The organism is Chitinophaga sancti (assembly GCF_034424315.1).
GTDB lineage: Bacteria > Bacteroidota > Bacteroidia > Chitinophagales > Chitinophagaceae > Chitinophaga > Chitinophaga sancti.
The window spans coordinates 2,999,820-3,017,155 of sequence record NZ_CP139972.1 but is presented as its reverse complement, the minus strand read 5'-3'; the positions used below and the strand labels follow the sequence as shown (position 1 = coordinate 3,017,155).

The 17,336-nt window shown below is 45.8% G+C and carries 13 protein-coding genes; 7 read left to right on the top strand and 6 right to left on the bottom strand.

The genetic code is table 11. From position 1 onward, the window contains the following. Window positions 1–5: 5 nt before the first annotated feature. The 5 genes from U0033_RS11570 to U0033_RS11550 are packed head-to-tail and all read right to left on the bottom strand — an operon-like array spanning window position 6 to window position 7,406. Window positions 6–2,873, bottom strand: a complete 2,868-nt coding sequence (locus U0033_RS11570) for a tetratricopeptide repeat protein (RefSeq protein ID WP_072356463.1) — start codon at window positions 2,871–2,873, stop codon at window positions 6–8. Between the two features lies 1 nt (window position 2,874). Continuing rightward, the gene (locus tag U0033_RS11565; RefSeq protein WP_072356465.1) at window positions 2,875–4,371 is read right to left on the bottom strand and encodes a glycosyltransferase family 2 protein; all 1,497 of its coding nucleotides are present in this window, start codon (window positions 4,369–4,371) and stop codon (window positions 2,875–2,877) included. 8 nt (window positions 4,372–4,379) lie between these two features. Further along, the gene (locus U0033_RS11560) at window positions 4,380–5,840 is read right to left on the bottom strand and encodes a glycosyltransferase family 2 protein (protein WP_072356467.1); all 1,461 of its coding nucleotides are present in this window, start codon (window positions 5,838–5,840) and stop codon (window positions 4,380–4,382) included. Between the two features lie 6 nt (window positions 5,841–5,846). Next, window positions 5,847–6,974, bottom strand: coding sequence for a HEAT repeat domain-containing protein (locus U0033_RS11555; RefSeq protein ID WP_072356470.1), 1,128 nt, complete (start codon window positions 6,972–6,974; stop codon window positions 5,847–5,849). Between the two features lie 48 nt (window positions 6,975–7,022). Continuing rightward, on the bottom strand, window positions 7,023–7,406 hold the full coding sequence (locus tag U0033_RS11550) for a response regulator (RefSeq protein ID WP_072356472.1): 384 nt from the start codon (window positions 7,404–7,406) through the stop codon (window positions 7,023–7,025). 538 nt (window positions 7,407–7,944) lie between these two features. Between U0033_RS11550 and U0033_RS11545 the strand changes: the two genes are divergently transcribed. The 6 genes from U0033_RS11545 (at window position 7,945) to U0033_RS11520 (ending at window position 15,046) form a co-directional block, all read left to right on the top strand. Continuing rightward, on the top strand, window positions 7,945–11,355 hold the full coding sequence (locus U0033_RS11545; RefSeq protein WP_072356475.1) for a response regulator: 3,411 nt from the start codon (window positions 7,945–7,947) through the stop codon (window positions 11,353–11,355). A 15-nt stretch (window positions 11,356–11,370) separates the two neighbouring features. After that, the gene (locus U0033_RS11540; protein WP_072356477.1) at window positions 11,371–12,192 is read left to right on the top strand and encodes a CheR family methyltransferase; all 822 of its coding nucleotides are present in this window, start codon (window positions 11,371–11,373) and stop codon (window positions 12,190–12,192) included. Window positions 12,193–12,210: 18 nt separating this feature from the next. Beyond that, on the top strand, window positions 12,211–12,774 hold the full coding sequence (locus tag U0033_RS11535) for a chemotaxis protein CheB (protein WP_072356480.1): 564 nt from the start codon (window positions 12,211–12,213) through the stop codon (window positions 12,772–12,774). A 57-nt stretch (window positions 12,775–12,831) separates the two neighbouring features. Then, on the top strand, window positions 12,832–13,917 hold the full coding sequence (locus U0033_RS11530; RefSeq protein ID WP_072357061.1) for a sensor histidine kinase: 1,086 nt from the start codon (window positions 12,832–12,834) through the stop codon (window positions 13,915–13,917). Between the two features lie 12 nt (window positions 13,918–13,929). Next, window positions 13,930–14,715: a GDSL-type esterase/lipase family protein gene (locus tag U0033_RS11525; RefSeq protein ID WP_083571325.1), complete on the top strand. Its 786-nt coding sequence runs from the start codon at window positions 13,930–13,932 to the stop codon at window positions 14,713–14,715. Between the two features lie 133 nt (window positions 14,716–14,848). Further along, a complete protein-coding gene (locus U0033_RS11520; RefSeq protein WP_072356483.1) occupies window positions 14,849–15,046 on the top strand; it encodes a hypothetical protein in 198 nt (65 codons plus the stop codon). Between the two features lie 564 nt (window positions 15,047–15,610). Here the strand turns inward: U0033_RS11520 and U0033_RS11515 are convergent. Further along, window positions 15,611–15,949, bottom strand: a complete 339-nt coding sequence (locus tag U0033_RS11515) for a helix-turn-helix transcriptional regulator (RefSeq protein ID WP_072356486.1) — start codon at window positions 15,947–15,949, stop codon at window positions 15,611–15,613. Window positions 15,950–16,100: 151 nt separating this feature from the next. Between U0033_RS11515 and U0033_RS11510 the strand changes: the two genes are divergently transcribed. Next, on the top strand, window positions 16,101–17,327 hold the full coding sequence (locus U0033_RS11510) for a Gfo/Idh/MocA family oxidoreductase (protein WP_322518499.1): 1,227 nt from the start codon (window positions 16,101–16,103) through the stop codon (window positions 17,325–17,327). The last annotated feature ends 9 nt before the right edge of the window (window positions 17,328–17,336 follow it).

Genomic DNA, 17,336 nt, shown 5'->3' with positions numbered 1-17,336 from the left:
TATATTTAAAACTTACGTTGTAAGGTTATGTAAAGATCATACTGGTTCTGGTAGTCTGTATCATTGATCTTCTGATTGATCCAGGTTCCATATACCCCGACTGAAGTCCTGTACTTAAACGTTTTCAAATAACCGGCTCCTACACTTCTTGTCAATAACCCCGCCAGTTTTGGGAACTGCACCAGCCTGCTTCTATCATCCGGTGAAGTACCCAATCCCGCTACAAACATGATATAATCCTGGCTATGGTTCATGTAATACCGGCTTGTCAGGTTAAAGGAAGTATAGAAGTTAGGCGAATCGCTGATAAAATACGCCCTGAAATTCACCCAGAAATCCTTCCATGTTTTTGCCACAGAAGCTACGCCCGAAATACTGTTCACACTGTCCGCCTTCAGGTAACGCACACCCAGTTCCCCTTCAATATTATGCTTAAAGGTTTTGAACAGGGAATAAGCCACTCTGAACTGTGGAAACACAATCCCATTAGAGTAGTTCACCAAACCATAAGAATACATCTTAGGTGTATGGTTATAATAAATTTCAGCTTCACCCATCAGACCGGTGCCTTGTGTACGGCCTGCATAGTTCAGGCGGGCAGCCCAGGAACCTCTTGGAATATAATGCCGGTATTCAAGTGTGGCAATACTGTATTTTGTGGAAGCATAATCATAATTAGTATTCAGGTAGTACATGCCAAACTGATTTTTCAGCGTCTTGCTCTTCAGGTAATCTGCATAGTCCACATTCGCAGGCGTGTTCTTCAATACCACCACAGAATCTGCCGCTGCGGATGCCAACACATATTCCTTCCTGCTCTCCAGCGTCACCGCACGTTTCTGAATAAAAGCATCATTATTGGGATAGTAACGGATCCCTTCATTCGCATACACCAGTGCGCTATCGTATTGCTGTTTGCCATTCAGCAGGTTAATGCTATACAATAAAGCCATAGAATCACGGCGGTTCACAGCCAGTACCTGTTTAAAGACAGTCAGGGCACTATCCGGCTGATTGTTCCGCTGATAGGTAGTACCTTCTGCCAGCAAACCATCCGTATAGGCGTTCCGGTACTTCACAGTAAACGGATAACGCTGCATCAGCTGGTAAGCAATATTATTTGATTCGGCATATCTATGCAGCGAAGTCAATACACCTGCTTTCTTCAGTAACAGGTCCTTATTATCAGGATAATACTTCAAGCCCTGATCTGCATATTGCAAGGCACTATCCGCTTGCCCCACTGCCGTTTCCATATTGATCAGGTAGTTGATTGCATCCAGGTTATTCGGTTGTTCCGCCAGTACAGCCCTGAACTGAGCCGCAGCCATATCATACTCTTCTGATTGCATCAGGATCCTGCCTGCTGTCAGGCGCAGGTCCACGAGGTTTGCCTGGTAACGCTCATCACCCGGACTACGTTCCAGCAGTTGTGAAGCAATCGCTGCCGCCTCATCATACTGCCCCATATCCGCCAGTACACTGCTTTTCTTAATCAGGAAACGGGTATTGTCAGGATAGTTTTGAAGCGCCTTATCCAATACCTGCAATGCACGTACATAATCTTTCTGCGTAATGTAGGTATTGGCTGTCATCTCCAGTGCCGCGGTATCCTTTGGATCAGCCTGGAGTGCTTTGGAAAATTCTGACAATGCCAGGTCATATTGCTGCTGTGCCAGGTAATCCCGTCCACTGGCTATTTTCAGGGCCGTAAACCTGCTCTTCAGATCTGCGTTGCCGGGGTTGTTCTGGCGCAGTTTCTCTGCCAGTGCCGCGGCTTCCGTAAATTTCCTATCGCTTTCCAGTACATCCATTTTCAGGGCCAGCAGGCGCTGATCATTCGGGTTATTCTTCAGGCCACGGTTAATCCATGTCAGTGCTTCGCGATAAGCACCGCGAGACATACTCAGGCCAATTACTTTGTCGAGGGCCTCACGGTTGCCGGGATTCTTAGCCAGCACCCCTTCATATAATAAGTAAGGATCTGTATTCGCATACCAGGCAGCCGCTTCCATGCGCAGAGGTGTTTCCATATTACGCGCTTTGCCATCGTTCGGGAACCTTTTCAGTATCACCTGCAGGTAAGCCAATGCAGCGGCATAATCATGCGTGTCCTGCAGTAATCCCAGTTTCCGCATCATCAGCTCATAAGACCCCGGATTTGCAGCCAGCTCCGCGTTGATGTGTTCTATTGCACTGGTATAGCTACCACTGCGGATATACATATTCGTTATAGCTTCTTTTGCTTCCCGGTTATTAGGGTCTACCAGCAATGCTCTTTCATAGTTCTGCTGTGCCAGCAGCTGGTTGCCTCTTACCTGGTAGTAATGGCCTGCCAGCATATAGTGACCGGTATATGCACGGTTCACAACCGTATCGCCCGGGTATTTCTCTAACAATGAATTTGCATAGATGCCCCCCTGGAAAAAGTTTTCACTGGCGTCCATGATCCCCAACTTTTTCAACATCAGGTCTCTGTCACCCGGAAAGTGGTATAATCCTTCATCTACATAACAATTGGCTTCCTCGTACTTCTTTGCTCCCAGTTCTATATTAATGGCATACAGGTAGGCATCCCTGTACATCGGATCCTTGGCCAGCACCGCTTTTACATGCTTACGTGCTTCATTAGTCTGACCGGTGAGCATGTAAAGCCTGCCCAGCAATAATTCCTGGTCTGTAAATTCAGGCCGTTTGGCCAGCGCTGCTTTTGAAAGTTCAATAGCTTTTGCATAATGCCGCGCCTTGGTTTCTTTCACCGCCTCGTTATAGAGGTCATCCACATCGGGGCCTTTCTTGAATAACTGTGCTTCTGCCTGTAAGGACAGGCATATCAGGGTAACTGATAATATATGTTTAAAAAAAGACATCATCTTAGGTGTTTGCAGGTTTTTTCTTACCAAATCCCTGGCGCTGCATATTCCCCCAGCTGTGTTTCTTACCCGTTATGAAATTGAAATAACCTCGCAGGGCAAAGAATACGATGAGCGGATGGTATACGAAAGGTTCTATAAAAGCCATGAGTGCCAGCCCCAGTACCTCTCTCCAGGTACGATAGTATTGATAGGTCATGTGATCCCACAATATTGCCAGCGTCGTGATCATCACCGAATAGAAGTACACGAAAGCCAGCAGGATCAGTGCAAATTGCCAGTTGATCTGGTTGGTGATAATAAGGTAGATATAATAAATGATCCCTGTAAATTCGATGATGGGGGCCAGGAATTCGAAGAACAGGTTATAAGGTAATACCACCATTCCCAGTTGCTTGTAACGGGGATTGAAAATGATCTTTCTGTGTATCGTAATAATCTCTGCCAGGCCACGTCCCCAGCGGGTACGCTGCCGGCTGAATACTTTCATATTAGGCGGACCTTCTGTCCAGCACTGCGTAGTAGGAATGTACCGGATGGCATACTTCAGTTTATTGTCCATCATGTAAGTACACATACGTGTCACGATGTCCATATCTTCCGCAAATGATTTACTGTCGTAACCACCTGCCTTGATGGCAATTTCCTTGTCGAACAAACCCAGACCACCAGATACGTTCGGCACACAGTTGATTACACTCCAACCCATCTTTCCCAGTACATATGCACGCAGGTACTCCATTTCCTGGAAGCGTGGCAGCCACTTTTCCGGCGGACGAACACGGGTGATCACCCCTTCGTCAATCTCACAACTGTTGGCAATACGAAGCGTAGCACCGGTTGCAATGACACGGATACTATCTTCTTTCACATGTACATAACCACATTCAGGACAAGGTTCCCCGATCTCTTTGATCTTATGATGCTCTTCATCCATGAACGGTTTGATCATGCGCATGAGGGTATCTTTCTCAATGATACAGTCCACGTCCGTACACAGAAAGTAGTTGTAAGCCGCAGCATTGATACCCGCATTGGAAGCATCCGCCTTACTCTTACCATTGATCTTGTCGATCACAACCAGTTTATCGTAAGCAGTATTCGTAGATTTGAACAGGCGCTTAACCGGTTTGCAGTTAATCCGCGCGTTGTAGGCAAAGTCAATCTCCACCAGCTCAAACTCATCAATCAGTTTCTGCAAAGTATCATCAGTACTGCCATCGTTCACGATGATCACCTCAAAGGTGGGGTAGTTCAGCGTGAGCAGGGAACGTACGTTCTGGATAATGGTCACGGCCTCATTGAAGGCAGGGGCAATGATAGAAATGCCCGGTGCCAGCGGGGACTGCAGCATCTTGGTATAATCTACATAGCTGTTCTTACGCTGGAACTTCCGGATACCTCTCAGGGAGAGCATAGCCAGCAACGCATACATGAACAGCATGGTGCAACCATAAATGAACACAAAGCCTTCGTAAAAATTTCTTATCAGTTCCACAGGCGTATTTATTTAGCTGCAGCTGCTGTAGCAGCTGGTTTAGGTGTTTGCTGAAATCCGCGTCGCTGCATATTACCCCAGGTGCTTTTCTTCCCCGTCAGGAAATACCAGTATCCACGCAGGGCAAAGATCACAATAAGCGGATGGTAAAGGAAGAATTCCATGAATGGAGTCGTACAAAGGAAGGCTACTTCCTTCCAGGTGCGATAGTATTTAAATGACAACTGATCCCAGAGGATCGCGATCGTCGTGATCATTACCGAATAAGTATATACGAACAATAACAGTATCAGGGCTGTTGGCCAGTTGATGAGTCCGAAGATGGTCATTACAATATAGTAGATGATACCGGTAAACTCAATAATAGGTGCCAGCAGTTCAAAGAAGAAATTGTATGGGAAAATGATCATCCCCATTTTGCCATACCTTGGATTAAAAAACATACCAAAGTGAGCATACATCAGCTGCGCAAGCCCCCTGGCCCAGCGGGTACGCTGGCGGTTGAAGATCTTAACGGTTACAGGTGCTTCCGTCCAGCAGAGCGTTTTGGGTATATAGCGGATGGCGTAGTCAATCTTATTGTCGTGCGAATAGCGGCACATACGGGTCATCAGTTCCATATCTTCCCCGAAGGAGCTATGGTCATAACCACCACTGCGGATGGCAATTTCTTTGTCAAACAGTCCGAGGCCACCTGATACATTCGGCACACAGTTGAGCAGGGTCCAACCCATTTTACCCAACACGAAAGCACGGATATATTCCACTTCCTGGAAGCGGGGCAGGAGCTGACGTGGCGGGCGCATACGGGTCATGACACCCTGGTCGAACTCGCAGGAATTTGCAATACGCAGGGTAGCACCGGTGGCGATTACACGTTTTTTCTCTTCCTGCATGACTGGTTTGATCAGTTCCAGCAGGGTGTCCTTATCAAGGATACAGTCCACATCCGTACATACAAAGTGAGGATAAGCAGCAGCATTGATACCGGCATTCACGGCATCTGCCTTACTTTTACCATTCACCTTATCTATCACCATCAGTTTGGCATAGGCCGGATTGGACGATTTAAAGATCCTTCGCACCGGCTTGGTCTGGATCTTTGCATTATAGGCAAAGTCTACAGGTACCAGCTCAAACTCCTCGATCATTTGTTCCAGGCTGTTGTCCGTACTACCATCATTGACAATGATAATCTCATATCTTGGGTAGTTCAGCGTGAGCAGGGAGCGTACATTAAATATAATTGTAAGACCTTCATTAAAGGCAGGTGCCAGCACCGTAATGCCGGGGGCTAAGGGAGAACTAAGCAATGTATTAAGCTGGTCTGCGTTATCCCTTTTGGTATAAGCGCGTACGGATATCATAGAGAAGACAGCCAGCAAGGCGTATGTCACCAGCAGTACTGTTCCATAAATGAAAACACCATTCTCATATATTCGCCCTAAGATTTCCCAGATATTATCCATTCACAACTAGAATTTTATTAACGGGTTCATGCTATGTTTCAGGATCAGCTTGTTTTCTGCCGTCGCAGTATCAATCAGTTCCTGAATCAGGCCCTTAGCCGCCCATTTGTTGTTAATGAGGGATTTGGCAGCATGTTTACGAACTTCAAAATCGGTGGAGTGCAGGAATTCCTGGCGCAGGAAATCAACAAACTTTCCACTGCTGATCCTGCCCAGCGCTTTCAATATTTCCAGCTGGCAGTTCAGGGGCTGACTGTTGTACATATATACCAGCTTTTCCTCCACATCTTCGATCTTCATTTTGCCAAGACAATTAATTGCATCTGCACGCACAAAGTGATCTTTGGTATCCAGCAGTTTTACAACAGCGGGCACTGCACTTAACTGGTTGTAGCGTACCACCAGTTTCAGGCAAAAGGATACAATTGATTTATTGGAAGAGTAGGTGATCCATTGCGCAAAATTAGGAATGGCAATATGCTCAGTAGTAGAGATGATCTTGAATAATTCCACCTGGTCCCAGAGCAGCAGGGGCTCTGTCACCACATCGAAAAATTTAAACGGCTCGTTCTTACTCAGTTTGATATATGCATGGCGGGCTGCAGCACGCAGCTCACGGTTATTACTGTTCGTCAGGGGCAGAATGGTTACGTCCGCAATGGACATATTCATATTGCTCAATTCGGCCAGGGCCTGTACCTTTTTTTCCCATTTACGGGATTTCATTTTCTTCAGGGAATCTTTGTCCAGGTCCAGCTGCACATACAGGTTACGCAATTGTTCCCCCATGGATCCCCTTACATTATTCCTATAGTGGATAAGACGGTCGATGAGTGCCTGACGGGCCCATTTCTTCTCAAATACAGGTTGTTGAAAACTTTCCAGCGGAAGTTGAACCTGGTCAGCAGGTACATCACTGGCAAGCTCCTCATTGAGGAGGATATGTTCCATAAGTTGCTCGTCGATGATCGGATGCAGTTTCTTTAACCTTTCTGACTGGCGGTATGCTCTATACCTGCCTACCAATATAGAAAAGTACGCCAGAAGCGTACACACGATGGCAACAACAATAAAAATACCAGCAATCTGTATACTCAGTGGAGCATACCTGAATTCATATAAGCTAAATTCCATAAGGATTGGTCAATTGGTCATCGGTCACATAGAATATGCTGGTGGCAACTACCTGCTGTATTGCATCAGGAGCCTTTTTACCCTGATCAGCAACTCACCTGGTATCACCGGCTTTTTCAGGAAATCGTCCGCCCCCAGTTTAAATCCTTCCAGGATCATTTCCTCGTTCCCTGCATTAGAAACAATAATCACAGGAATTGGTTTACCATCTTTACGGTTTTTTACTTTACTGAGAATCTCGAAACCATTAGCGTATGGCATCATAATATCAGTAATGATCAGGTCAAAAGCATAGTTGGTATCTTCCAGCTTCTGGAAAGCCTCTTTGCCGTTAGTTACATGTTCAATCTTGTATTCTTCTTTGTGCAGAATCCTTTCAACAATCTTCGGCATCACTTCATCATCTTCAATAAGCAGAATTTTACTACTCATATATTGGCTTTTATTTTTGAAGAATGGTGGTACGGGATGTACAACCCAAATTTTTAGTGTGTGTTATAAAATTGTTCACGTTCTTATTGCTGTGTAGTTGTTTTTGCATGGTCTGGTAATGGCTTACCATATATACTAAAAACTACCCTGAAAGGTTTTAGCCTTTTTGCAAATAATTCGTTAATTATTTTATATTATAATTTATTAAAAATTATTCGGGGCGGTAAATGTTTTGTTTACGATTTTAGGCACTCGAATTCGGCTGTAAATTACTACCAACGGTCCAATAATAGCCATATTACGGAGATTTATATACGTCTCACCATCAAAGCGTCACCCAATATTCGCTTAAGATTCGCTCGCATAAGTTCACTATAACGCCACTAAAAGGTCACCAGTATATCACCTCAATATCCAAGGGATAATAAGGTGTCCTTATCGTATACTTATAATACCCTTTTTGTAAACTTATCTGACCGAATCTTCACTGAAGCCAGATAGGATGCTCGTAGTAAGTATTGTATTATATTTGTTAACTATGAAGAACTCTTTAAAGTCTCGCCTTTATCTCGGATTTACGATCGCTATCCTGATGGTAATAGGAGGTGGTATCTTTACTTATATCACCTTCAAAAAGCAACGTTCTCAGTCAGAATGGGTGGAACATTCCTATGAAGTGATTACTACCGCTCAGCGGATCAACAGGAATGTTTACGAAATAGAGTCCGCCAGTACCGCCTACAGGAGTACCCATCTTCCTAAATACCTTGATACTTATCACGAAATACATCCAAAAATATTGCCACTTTTCTACGACCTGCGTAAATTGGTAAAGGATAATCCTGGTCAGATCCGCCGGTGCATCACATTGGAAAAGCAGCTGATAGGATTGCTGACCTTCTGGGAGAGTTTGGAAATACGACATGATAGCAATTATGTTTTCTCTCATATACAGGAAGTAACAAAAGAGGAACGGGTATTACTGGATACCATCCATAATGAGTTGACGAATATGATCGTGGATGAACGCCTCTTGCTCACCAAAAGAAATGGCGCAATTGAGGAGTCTGTATCCAGGGCTTCTAATGCCCTTATACTGAATACCGGCTTTATCCTGCTCGTTGCCCTCACCCTTATGGTCATCTCCTTCCGGGAATTCAATACCCGCCAGCTGGCCCAAAAGGAATTGCAGGTAAAGCTCAGGGAAACAGAATTGCTCAATGAGAAGGCCAATGAAAATAATTGGCTGCTCACCGGTATGAGCATCGTCAACGACAGCCTGCAGGGGGATGCTGATATTGACGCACTCGCTTATAATAGCGTACATTCCCTTGTCAGGTACCTTGACCTGCCCGCCGGTGCCTTTTATTGTTATGAAGAAGAAAGCAAACTCCTGAAACTCTGCGCCGGCAAGGGACTACCTGCCACTATCAAAAAGTCTTACGCCCTGCATGAAGGTATCACCGGCGAAGCTGCTGCTCAAAAAGAACTGCTTGTAATCAAAGATATTCCTGCCAGCTACTGGCGACTTGAATCCGCTACCGGAAATAGTTCCCCTGGCAACATAATATGCCTGCCCCTGTGGCATGATAATGACCTTGCAGGATTGATTGAACTGGTGTCTTTTGCCCCGCTGTCAGATAGGGCCATAGAACTGTTGCGCAATACCTCAAACGCCATTGCTGTAGCTGTCAATGCTGCGGGCTCCCGTAAGAAAGTGCTCGAACTGCTTCGCCGTGTACAGGATCAGAAAGAGATCCTCGAAACCCAGCAGGAAGAACTGCGGCAGTCCAACGAAGAACTGACCCGCCAGTCAGAGATACTCCAGGCCTCTGAAGAAGAACTGCGGGTACAGGAAGAAGAACTGCGCCAGGTGAATGACGAAATGATTGTGCAGAACTCTGCCCTGGAAATGGCTAGACAGGAACTGTCTAAAAAAGCCGAAGAACTGGAGCAAAGCAGCACTTACAAATCAGAATTCCTCGCAAATATGTCGCACGAGCTGCGTACACCACTCAATAGTGTGCTGATCCTCGCCCGCCTGCTGGAAGAAAACAAAGAGCAGAACCTGAACGCAAAACAGATGGAATATGCCGGCATCATTCATAAGTCCGGTTCGGATCTGCTTAAACTCATCAATGATATACTTGACCTGTCGAAGATAGAAGCCGGCAAAGTGGAGATGAACATAGAGCCGGTAGCAGTGAAAAGTATCAACAGCGATCTGCAACAACTTTTCCATGTAGTGGCCGAGGAAAAACAGATCAACTTCATTACGAATATAGACGCCACTGTTCCTGCTACCATACAGACAGATGGACAGCGCCTGCAACAGGTGATCAAAAACCTGCTTTCCAATGCCTTTAAATTTACGCCGAAAGAAGGCACGATCGAGCTGGCCTGGAGTGTACAGGCCGATGGTCTGCACATCGCGGTGTCCGATACGGGAACAGGTATTCCTGCTGATAAGCAACAGCTGATATTCGAGGCATTCCGCCAGGCTGATGGCTCTACCAGCCGTAAGTATGGCGGCACCGGTCTGGGCCTCAGTATCAGCAAAGAACTGATGAAACGCCTGGGAGGTGAGATCCGCCTGGTAAGCGCAGAAGGACAGGGGAGTACCTTTACAATTGTGATGCCCTCCGCCATAGGAAATAACCCGGTAGCTCCGGCAACCGCGGCCCCTGTTGTCGTAAATGAAGCACCCGCTCCTGCTATCAGGGATATTGCCCCGCCTGGAGACCAACTGGTAGAAGATGACCGCAACGGGATAAACAAACAGGACAAGCTTATCCTTATCGTTGAGGACGATGCGAGCTTTGCCTCCATTCTTCGTGACTTTGCCCGGCAAAAAGGATTTAAAACCATTGTCGCTCTCAACGGGAATGATGGTTTGTTCTTTGCCCGCAAATTCCTGCCGGCAGCGATCATATTGGATATGAACCTGCCATTGATCGATGGTAATAGTATCCTCAAGATTCTGAAGAACAACGAAGAACTGAAACATATACTCGTACACGTAGTATCTGCAGGAGAGATCTCCCTGCAGGTACGTGATAAAGTAGAGGGTTATACGCAGAAACCACTGCAGGTTACGGACCTGGAAACGGTGTTCTCCGGTATTGCCTCACGGCTGGAAGCCAGGTTGAAAAAGGTATTGGTAATTTCAGACGGGGTATTGCTCCATCATCCTTTCCTGCAATCACTCAGTGACGAGCGCCAGCTGCAAACCCAGTATCACCTGGTGAAGACACTGCCTGAAGCAGCGATGGAACTACAATCCCATCAATACGACGGTATTGTGCTGGACGCCGGTACAGATATTTCAGAAAGCATCGCCCGGCTCAACCAGCTTAAGCAGGTCAGTGCTGCCAGGGATCTGCCGGTGATCATTTACCTCGATCACGACATTTCAGAAGCCGATGAGCTGGCGCTGAAAAAGAACGCAGCGGCCATCGTACGCAATTCTACGTTCTCCGGAGACAGGTTGATGGACGAACTGGAACTCTTCCTCTACAAGCTGAAGGAAACGACCATCGCACAGCCTGCAGACAGGGTTGCCAGAACAGAAAGAAACCTGGAAGGACAAAAGGTGCTGCTGGCAGACGATGATATGCGGAATGTATTTTCGCTCAGTGCACTGCTGGCAGGTTATGGTCTGGATGTAGTAACTGCTGCTGATGGAAAAGAAGCACTTGAAAGACTGGAAGAAAATCCTGATATTCGTTTAGTACTGATGGACATCATGATGCCGGAAATGGATGGTTACGAAGCCATACGTCGTATCCGCGCCAAGGTTCGTTATCAAAATCTGCCGGTGATTGCACTCACTGCAAAAGCGATGGCGGGGGACAGGGAAAAATGTATCGCTGCCGGGGCTTCGGACTATATTGCGAAGCCGATCGACAGCAGTAAACTTTTATCACTTATGCATGTTTGGATGGTATAACCTTGTAATGTTTCTATGAAGGAAGACATATCTAATGCAGATTTCGTTGATATTGTTAATATTATAAAGCTGCAATACGGATATGATTTCACCGGTTATGCGCAGGCGTCGCTCAAACGCCGGATTGTTCGTTTTATGAGCTGTGCCGGACTGGCTACCGTATTTGAGCTGAAGTATCAGCTTGTCAATGATGCAGATTTTTTTAACCGGCTGGTACAGTATATTACCGTAAATGTGACGGAAATGTTCCGTGATCCCTTGTTTTATCACACGCTGCGGACACAGGTACTTCCTAAGCTGGCGGCGTATCCTAATATTAAAATATGGCATGCCGGTTGTTCTACCGGGGAAGAGGTTTTTTCTATGGCCATCCTGCTGCATGAGGCCGGGCTGCTGGGAAGAACCAGGATATATGCAACTGACCTCAACCCAATGAACCTCGAAAAGGCAAATATGGGTATCTTACCGCTGGATAACATGAAGGACTATGTTTATAATTATATTCAGTCGGGAGGGTTAGGCGATTTTTCAAATTATTATACCGCGAGGTATGACAATGTGCTGATTAAAAAAGAACTGCGGAAGCATATTACCTTTTTCCAGCACAACCTGGTAACAGATACAGTGTTTAATGAGTTCCAGCTCATTTGTTGCCGGAATGTATTTATATATTTTAACAGGGAATTGCAGAACCACGTATTGCAATTATTCTACGATAGCCTTTCCCCACGCGGTTACCTGGCCATGGGAATCAAAGAAACGATGCGCTTTGCCAGCATCCATGAGAAATTTGAAACGATACATGCGGCGCATAAGATCTACCGGAGAAAAGGATAAGCAGGATGTTGTAAATTTATGAAAGACAAAAAATACGATATTATCACCATCGGAGGGTCAGCCGGTAGCATCGCTGTATTGACAAGCATTCTCGATGCGCTGCCCGATCATTTACAGGTTCCTGTTGTAATCGTATTGCACCGGCTCCGCAATGTGCAGAGTGAAATGGGCAGACTGCTCTCCGCCAAAAGAAGAATTATTGAACCTGAAGATAAAGAAGCCGTAAAGCCCCGTAACATTTACCTGGCCCCACAAAATTATCACCTGATGCTGGAGGCTGATAAGACCTTTATGCTGGATTATTCAGAGCTCGTCAATTACAGCCGGCCTTCCATTGACATGACCTTTAGCAGTGTGGCAGATGTATATGGCAGCAGGGCGCTGGCCATTTTGCTGAGCGGCGCCAATAAAGATGGTGCAGCAGGCATGCGCGATATTATCGCCGCAGGTGGTACCGGCATTGTACAGGATCCTGCTACTGCGGCCTTCGTTGCAATGCCGCAGGCAGCCCTGGAAATGAGCAAAGAGATTCATGTACTGTCAGTTGAAGATATAATAAAATTTATAATTAATGAACCATGACTGAGGTTTTCTTCGTATATATAAATAAGTTCAGCCGTTAAAAGAGTGCCCATGATTATGACTAAGAAATTTACCATCCTGCTGGTAGACGATAGAATGGAGAATTTGATATCGTTGGAACAAATGCTGCTGGCGGATAACAGGACGTTTATACATGCTTCATCGGGCAACGAAGCATTGAAGCAGGTATTAAAACACGACGATATTGGCCTGATCATGCTGGATGTGCAGATGCCGGATATGGATGGTTTTGAAGTAGCCCGTTTACTCAAAGCCAACCCGAAAACAAGGAACATCTCCCTCATTTTTGTGACAGCCATCAACAAGGACGAATACGACGTGCTGGAAGGATTTAAGAAGGGCGCCGTTGATTACCTGTCCAAGCCACTGGACATTAATGTAACGCGGGCCAAGGTAAATGTATTCGAGCAATTATATTTTTACCAGGATGAACTGAAGCAAACACTGAAAGAGAAAGAACAGATCAATGGACAGCTGGAGCGTTTTATGCACGTAGTGGCACATGATCTGAAAACACCACTCTCAGGGATCACCGGTTTGCTGATGCTTATGCAGGAAGAACAGGAGATCAAAAGCTCCACGATGCTGTCAGAGTACATGAATATGTCTGTGCTGGCTGCCAGCCAGATGGCGGATATGATCACAGCGATCCTTGACTATAGCAAAGAACACCAGTTCAATAACAAAACGGAAGATGTAGAAGTCAGTGAGATGTTGCAACAGCAGATCAAACTGTTGTTCCCGCCGGCAAATGTAAGGATTGAAGTGGGGCCGGATATGCCCGTGTTGCATACCAGCAGGCAGAAACTGCAGCAGGTATTCCAGAATTTACTGAGTAACGCGATTAAGTATAACGATAAAGCAGTAGCAGAGATCAGTGTGGGCGGTGCACCAGATGGTGAGTTTTATAAATTTTATGTGAAGGACAATGGTCCTGGCATAGAGGATAAGGATAATGAAAGGATCTTTAGGTTGTTTGAAAAGGCTGACAAGGATGATGATAAGGGCACAGGGATAGGATTAAATATCCTCAAATTACTGGTGGAAACACAGGGGGGCAGGGTATGGGTAGAATCCCGTTTAGGAGAGGGGAGCTGTTTCTACTTCCAGTGGCGGAGATAAATTGTCATGTATATGAGAACCTATGGCCAACGGGCGGGTGTATACCTGCTCATGCTGGTGATTGCCCAGCTACCGTCGATGGCGCAAAAGAAAGCCGTCACAAATGTGAACATTGTATTTATTGGTAACAGCATTACGCATGGGGCCACACTAAAGGAACCGGAGAAGGAGGCGCCGCCGGTACGAGCGGTGGAGTGGTTGCAAACCCAGGAAGGGGTCGGTAAAGTGAATTATACCAACCAGGGCGTAAGCGGTTATACCACGGTAGATTTTCTGCCAGCTACCGGGAAAGCATTTAAGAAAGTGGAGGCTGCGGCCGAAGCTTATAAGGCAGAGAAAGATGCATTGTTAGTATTTTCAATTGATTTAGGCACTAACGATAGTGCCGTAGAGGGGCCCAATGGAGCTCCCGTATCTCCCGAAAACTATAAGAAGAACTTACAGGCGATCATCGATCAGTTACTCACGGATTTTCCGGGGAGCAGGGTGGTGGTACACCAACCTATCTGGTATAGTCCGAATACCTATAATGGTGCGATCTATTTACAGCGTGGGCTGGACAGGCTCCAAACTTATTTCCCTGAGATCAATGCCCTGGTGAAGGAGTATGGAAAAACAAAGCCCGGGCAGGTAATTGTGGGTGATAAACTGGGATTTGGGCATTTTAAGCAACATGCGGCGGCAGAACTGCAGGCTGAAGAAGGCTGGCAGGGTGTATTTTACCTGCATCCCAACAAAGCAGGGGCAGAAAGCCTTGGAAAACTGTGGGGGAAAGGCATTTATAAGTTACTGAAATAGCCAGGTTGCGGGGTTTTGTACAACAAAACCCCGCTCTTAATAAAGAGTTAAACCCCTACTGCTATGGAATCCCCATGTTTTTTATTATTTTAGTATAGTTATTGATCCTTTGAATGGAAAAACGTGTATACCAATGATTTATGTGAAAGATACCGGGGCGTCGACCGGCTTACCTAAAGAAAATGAAATTTTGCACACTGGCTCGGGTGGAGCTTTTGAAGAAGCGGAACGAGCTTTGGATGAATCCGAACGTGAAATGAGCGATGAGCAACTGGATGAGCGTCTTGAGAATACCCCTGAAAAAACAAGATCTAAAAGGCCTTCCTACTAAAATTACGGACAAAAAAAAACCGGCACTAAAGGACTAAAGTACCGGTATTTCATTTTGCATTGTTCGTAAACGAAGGTTATAGCCCCTTTTTCAAGGCACTATATAAATATGTTGAATTACGTTGTAGTAATTTGGAAAAAGCATTGTGCATTGTTGTAGTCTGGTGTCTTTTGTTTTGCTTATAAAGCGGTGACATGTTACTAATTAGATTGGAACAATAAGAACCCAACGTCTCCTGTAGGTTGCGTAGCCTCCAGATCTTTTTGATTCGCATGACACACGATGTCTCCACTTTACTATAATCTGCCGGTCGGGCTGCTGTATCCGTTTTCGTTATAAAAGCGGGGCAAAACTACTAAACACATCGCTGTTTTTAGAAAATAAACTTCGAACACGGCTGTTAATGATTTGTAAAAATTACAGGGAAAAGAGTTTATTCTAACGTATAATAGATATAAGTGCTTGTCTGATAATTCTTTCGGCAAGGCTGCTAACGTCTAAGAAAAATGCAGAAATTTTTTGGCACTGAGTATATATACGGTAAAAATCCCCGAATGGTTTTACTTATTCACTATTTCCTTCCCGAATTTCCCGGGGGGAACAGGCGTAATGTTTCCTGAACTCCCGGTTGAAACTTGAGACATTACTATACCCCACTTCTTCCGCAATATCGGAAATTTTACTATCCGATTGTTGTAAAAGCTGAAAAGCCTTTTGCATTCTTTGTTCTAATAACCAGTTTATAAGGGAAAGATGCATGTATTTTTTGAAATCCTGTTTCAGCTTTGATTCACTTATGTAATGAGAATGAGCTAGTTGTGATATGCTCACTGGTTTGTCAAGGTTGAGCAGCAGGTATTCGCTAATGCTGGCAATGACCTGTTCGTGGCGATTGGTTGACATGGAATTTGTGTTTCAATGGTTTAGGGCTATACTAATTTAAGTAAAAAATCGCTTGCCCTCTTCTCCGAAATATATATTTATAAAAAATGCATATCTTGGCCCTTCGAGATCATTACCTGAAGATCCTATGCCAAATCATAGACGTGAATTTTTGAAAAATATAGCCGGTACGGTGGTTGCTTTTACCATTCTTCCCCGGCATGTATTGGGTCGGGGCTACCTGGCCCCCAGTGACCAGCTGACCAAAGGTATAATCGGTACCGGTGTTGCCGGCAGGCAATTCCTGAACTACCCTGGAACCCGTGTAACCGCTCTCTGTGATGTAAACCAGGCTAACCTGGCACAGGCCGCAGCCCTGCTGGATAAAAAGGTAAAGACTTTCGACGACTACCGTCACCTTCTCCTGCAAAAGGACATCGACTTTGTACATATTGCTACGCCCCCGCACTGGCATGGCCTCATGGCCATCGAAGCCGCCGCCGCAGGGAAAGATATCTGGTGCGAAACGCCGATGACCCATTCCATTGCCGAAGGCAGGCAGGTGATCACGGCTGTACAGACCTATGGCCGGATCTTCCGGCTCAATCTGGATCACCGGATTGAAGGTAAGCTGTATGGTACCAACATGCCTGTTAAAAAACTACAAAAACTGATAAGCAGTGCGATACTGGGCGGCCCAATTACCATCACACTCGGGCCGCAGACCGGTTTTAACTGGCCTTTTCAAAACCCGGGGCTCACCAGTCTTCCTGCCCAGCCAATACCTGCTACATTGAATTATGACCGCTGGCTTGGCCCGGCGCCTTATAAACCTTATCATATCAACAGGATCCAGCATTTTCCTGCTTACTGGGATTATAGTGGAGGCATCCTGGCAGAACTGGGTCAGCAATACCTCGATCCTATACAGTTTATACTGGGTAAAGATGAAACCAGCCCCGTCGAGGTAGCCGTGGAAGCTCCTTTACAACATCCGGATGTTGTGGGCACCTGGCAAAAAATCACCTTTACTTATGAAGATGGTTGTAAGATCATCCTGGACGCTGAAGGCAGGGAGGCAAATGCACCCTTTATCTCCGGACCAGCAGGAAAACTGTATGCTGATTTCAAATCAGATATCCGTGACCTGGAAACAAAACTGGCCGATTTTCCTGATCCACCACTGGCCGCCACTGATTTTGTGAAAGCCGTGAAGGAAAGGCAAACCTTTGCGACAAACGAAGAAAACGGACATCGCTCCTGTACCCTGGTCAATATGGGAATAATTGCCCTTCAACTGGGCCGTTCTCTCCAGTTTGATCCTGTAAAACAAACCTTCCTGTTCGATGAAGGTGCCAACAGGTTGCTGAATAAAGCCCTGCGCAGCACCTGGAAATAACCGTTTACC

Coding starts and splice junctions, on each gene's coding strand:
- U0033_RS11550 (WP_072356472.1), bottom strand. CDS start 7,406: ATGAGTAGTAAAATTCTGCTTATTGAAGATGATGAAGTGATGCCGAAG.
- U0033_RS11525 (WP_083571325.1), top strand. CDS start 13,930: ATGAGAACCTATGGCCAACGGGCGGGTGTATACCTGCTCATGCTGGTG.
- U0033_RS11520 (WP_072356483.1), top strand. CDS start 14,849: ATGATTTATGTGAAAGATACCGGGGCGTCGACCGGCTTACCTAAAGAA.
- U0033_RS11540 (WP_072356477.1), top strand. CDS start 11,371: ATGAAGGAAGACATATCTAATGCAGATTTCGTTGATATTGTTAATATT.
- U0033_RS11555 (WP_072356470.1), bottom strand. CDS start 6,974: ATGGAATTTAGCTTATATGAATTCAGGTATGCTCCACTGAGTATACAG.
- U0033_RS11515 (WP_072356486.1), bottom strand. CDS start 15,949: ATGTCAACCAATCGCCACGAACAGGTCATTGCCAGCATTAGCGAATAC.
- U0033_RS11560 (WP_072356467.1), bottom strand. CDS start 5,840: ATGGATAATATCTGGGAAATCTTAGGGCGAATATATGAGAATGGTGTT.
- U0033_RS11570 (WP_072356463.1), bottom strand. CDS start 2,873: ATGATGTCTTTTTTTAAACATATATTATCAGTTACCCTGATATGCCTG.
- U0033_RS11530 (WP_072357061.1), top strand. CDS start 12,832: ATGACTAAGAAATTTACCATCCTGCTGGTAGACGATAGAATGGAGAAT.
- U0033_RS11535 (WP_072356480.1), top strand. CDS start 12,211: ATGAAAGACAAAAAATACGATATTATCACCATCGGAGGGTCAGCCGGT.
- U0033_RS11545 (WP_072356475.1), top strand. CDS start 7,945: ATGAAGAACTCTTTAAAGTCTCGCCTTTATCTCGGATTTACGATCGCT.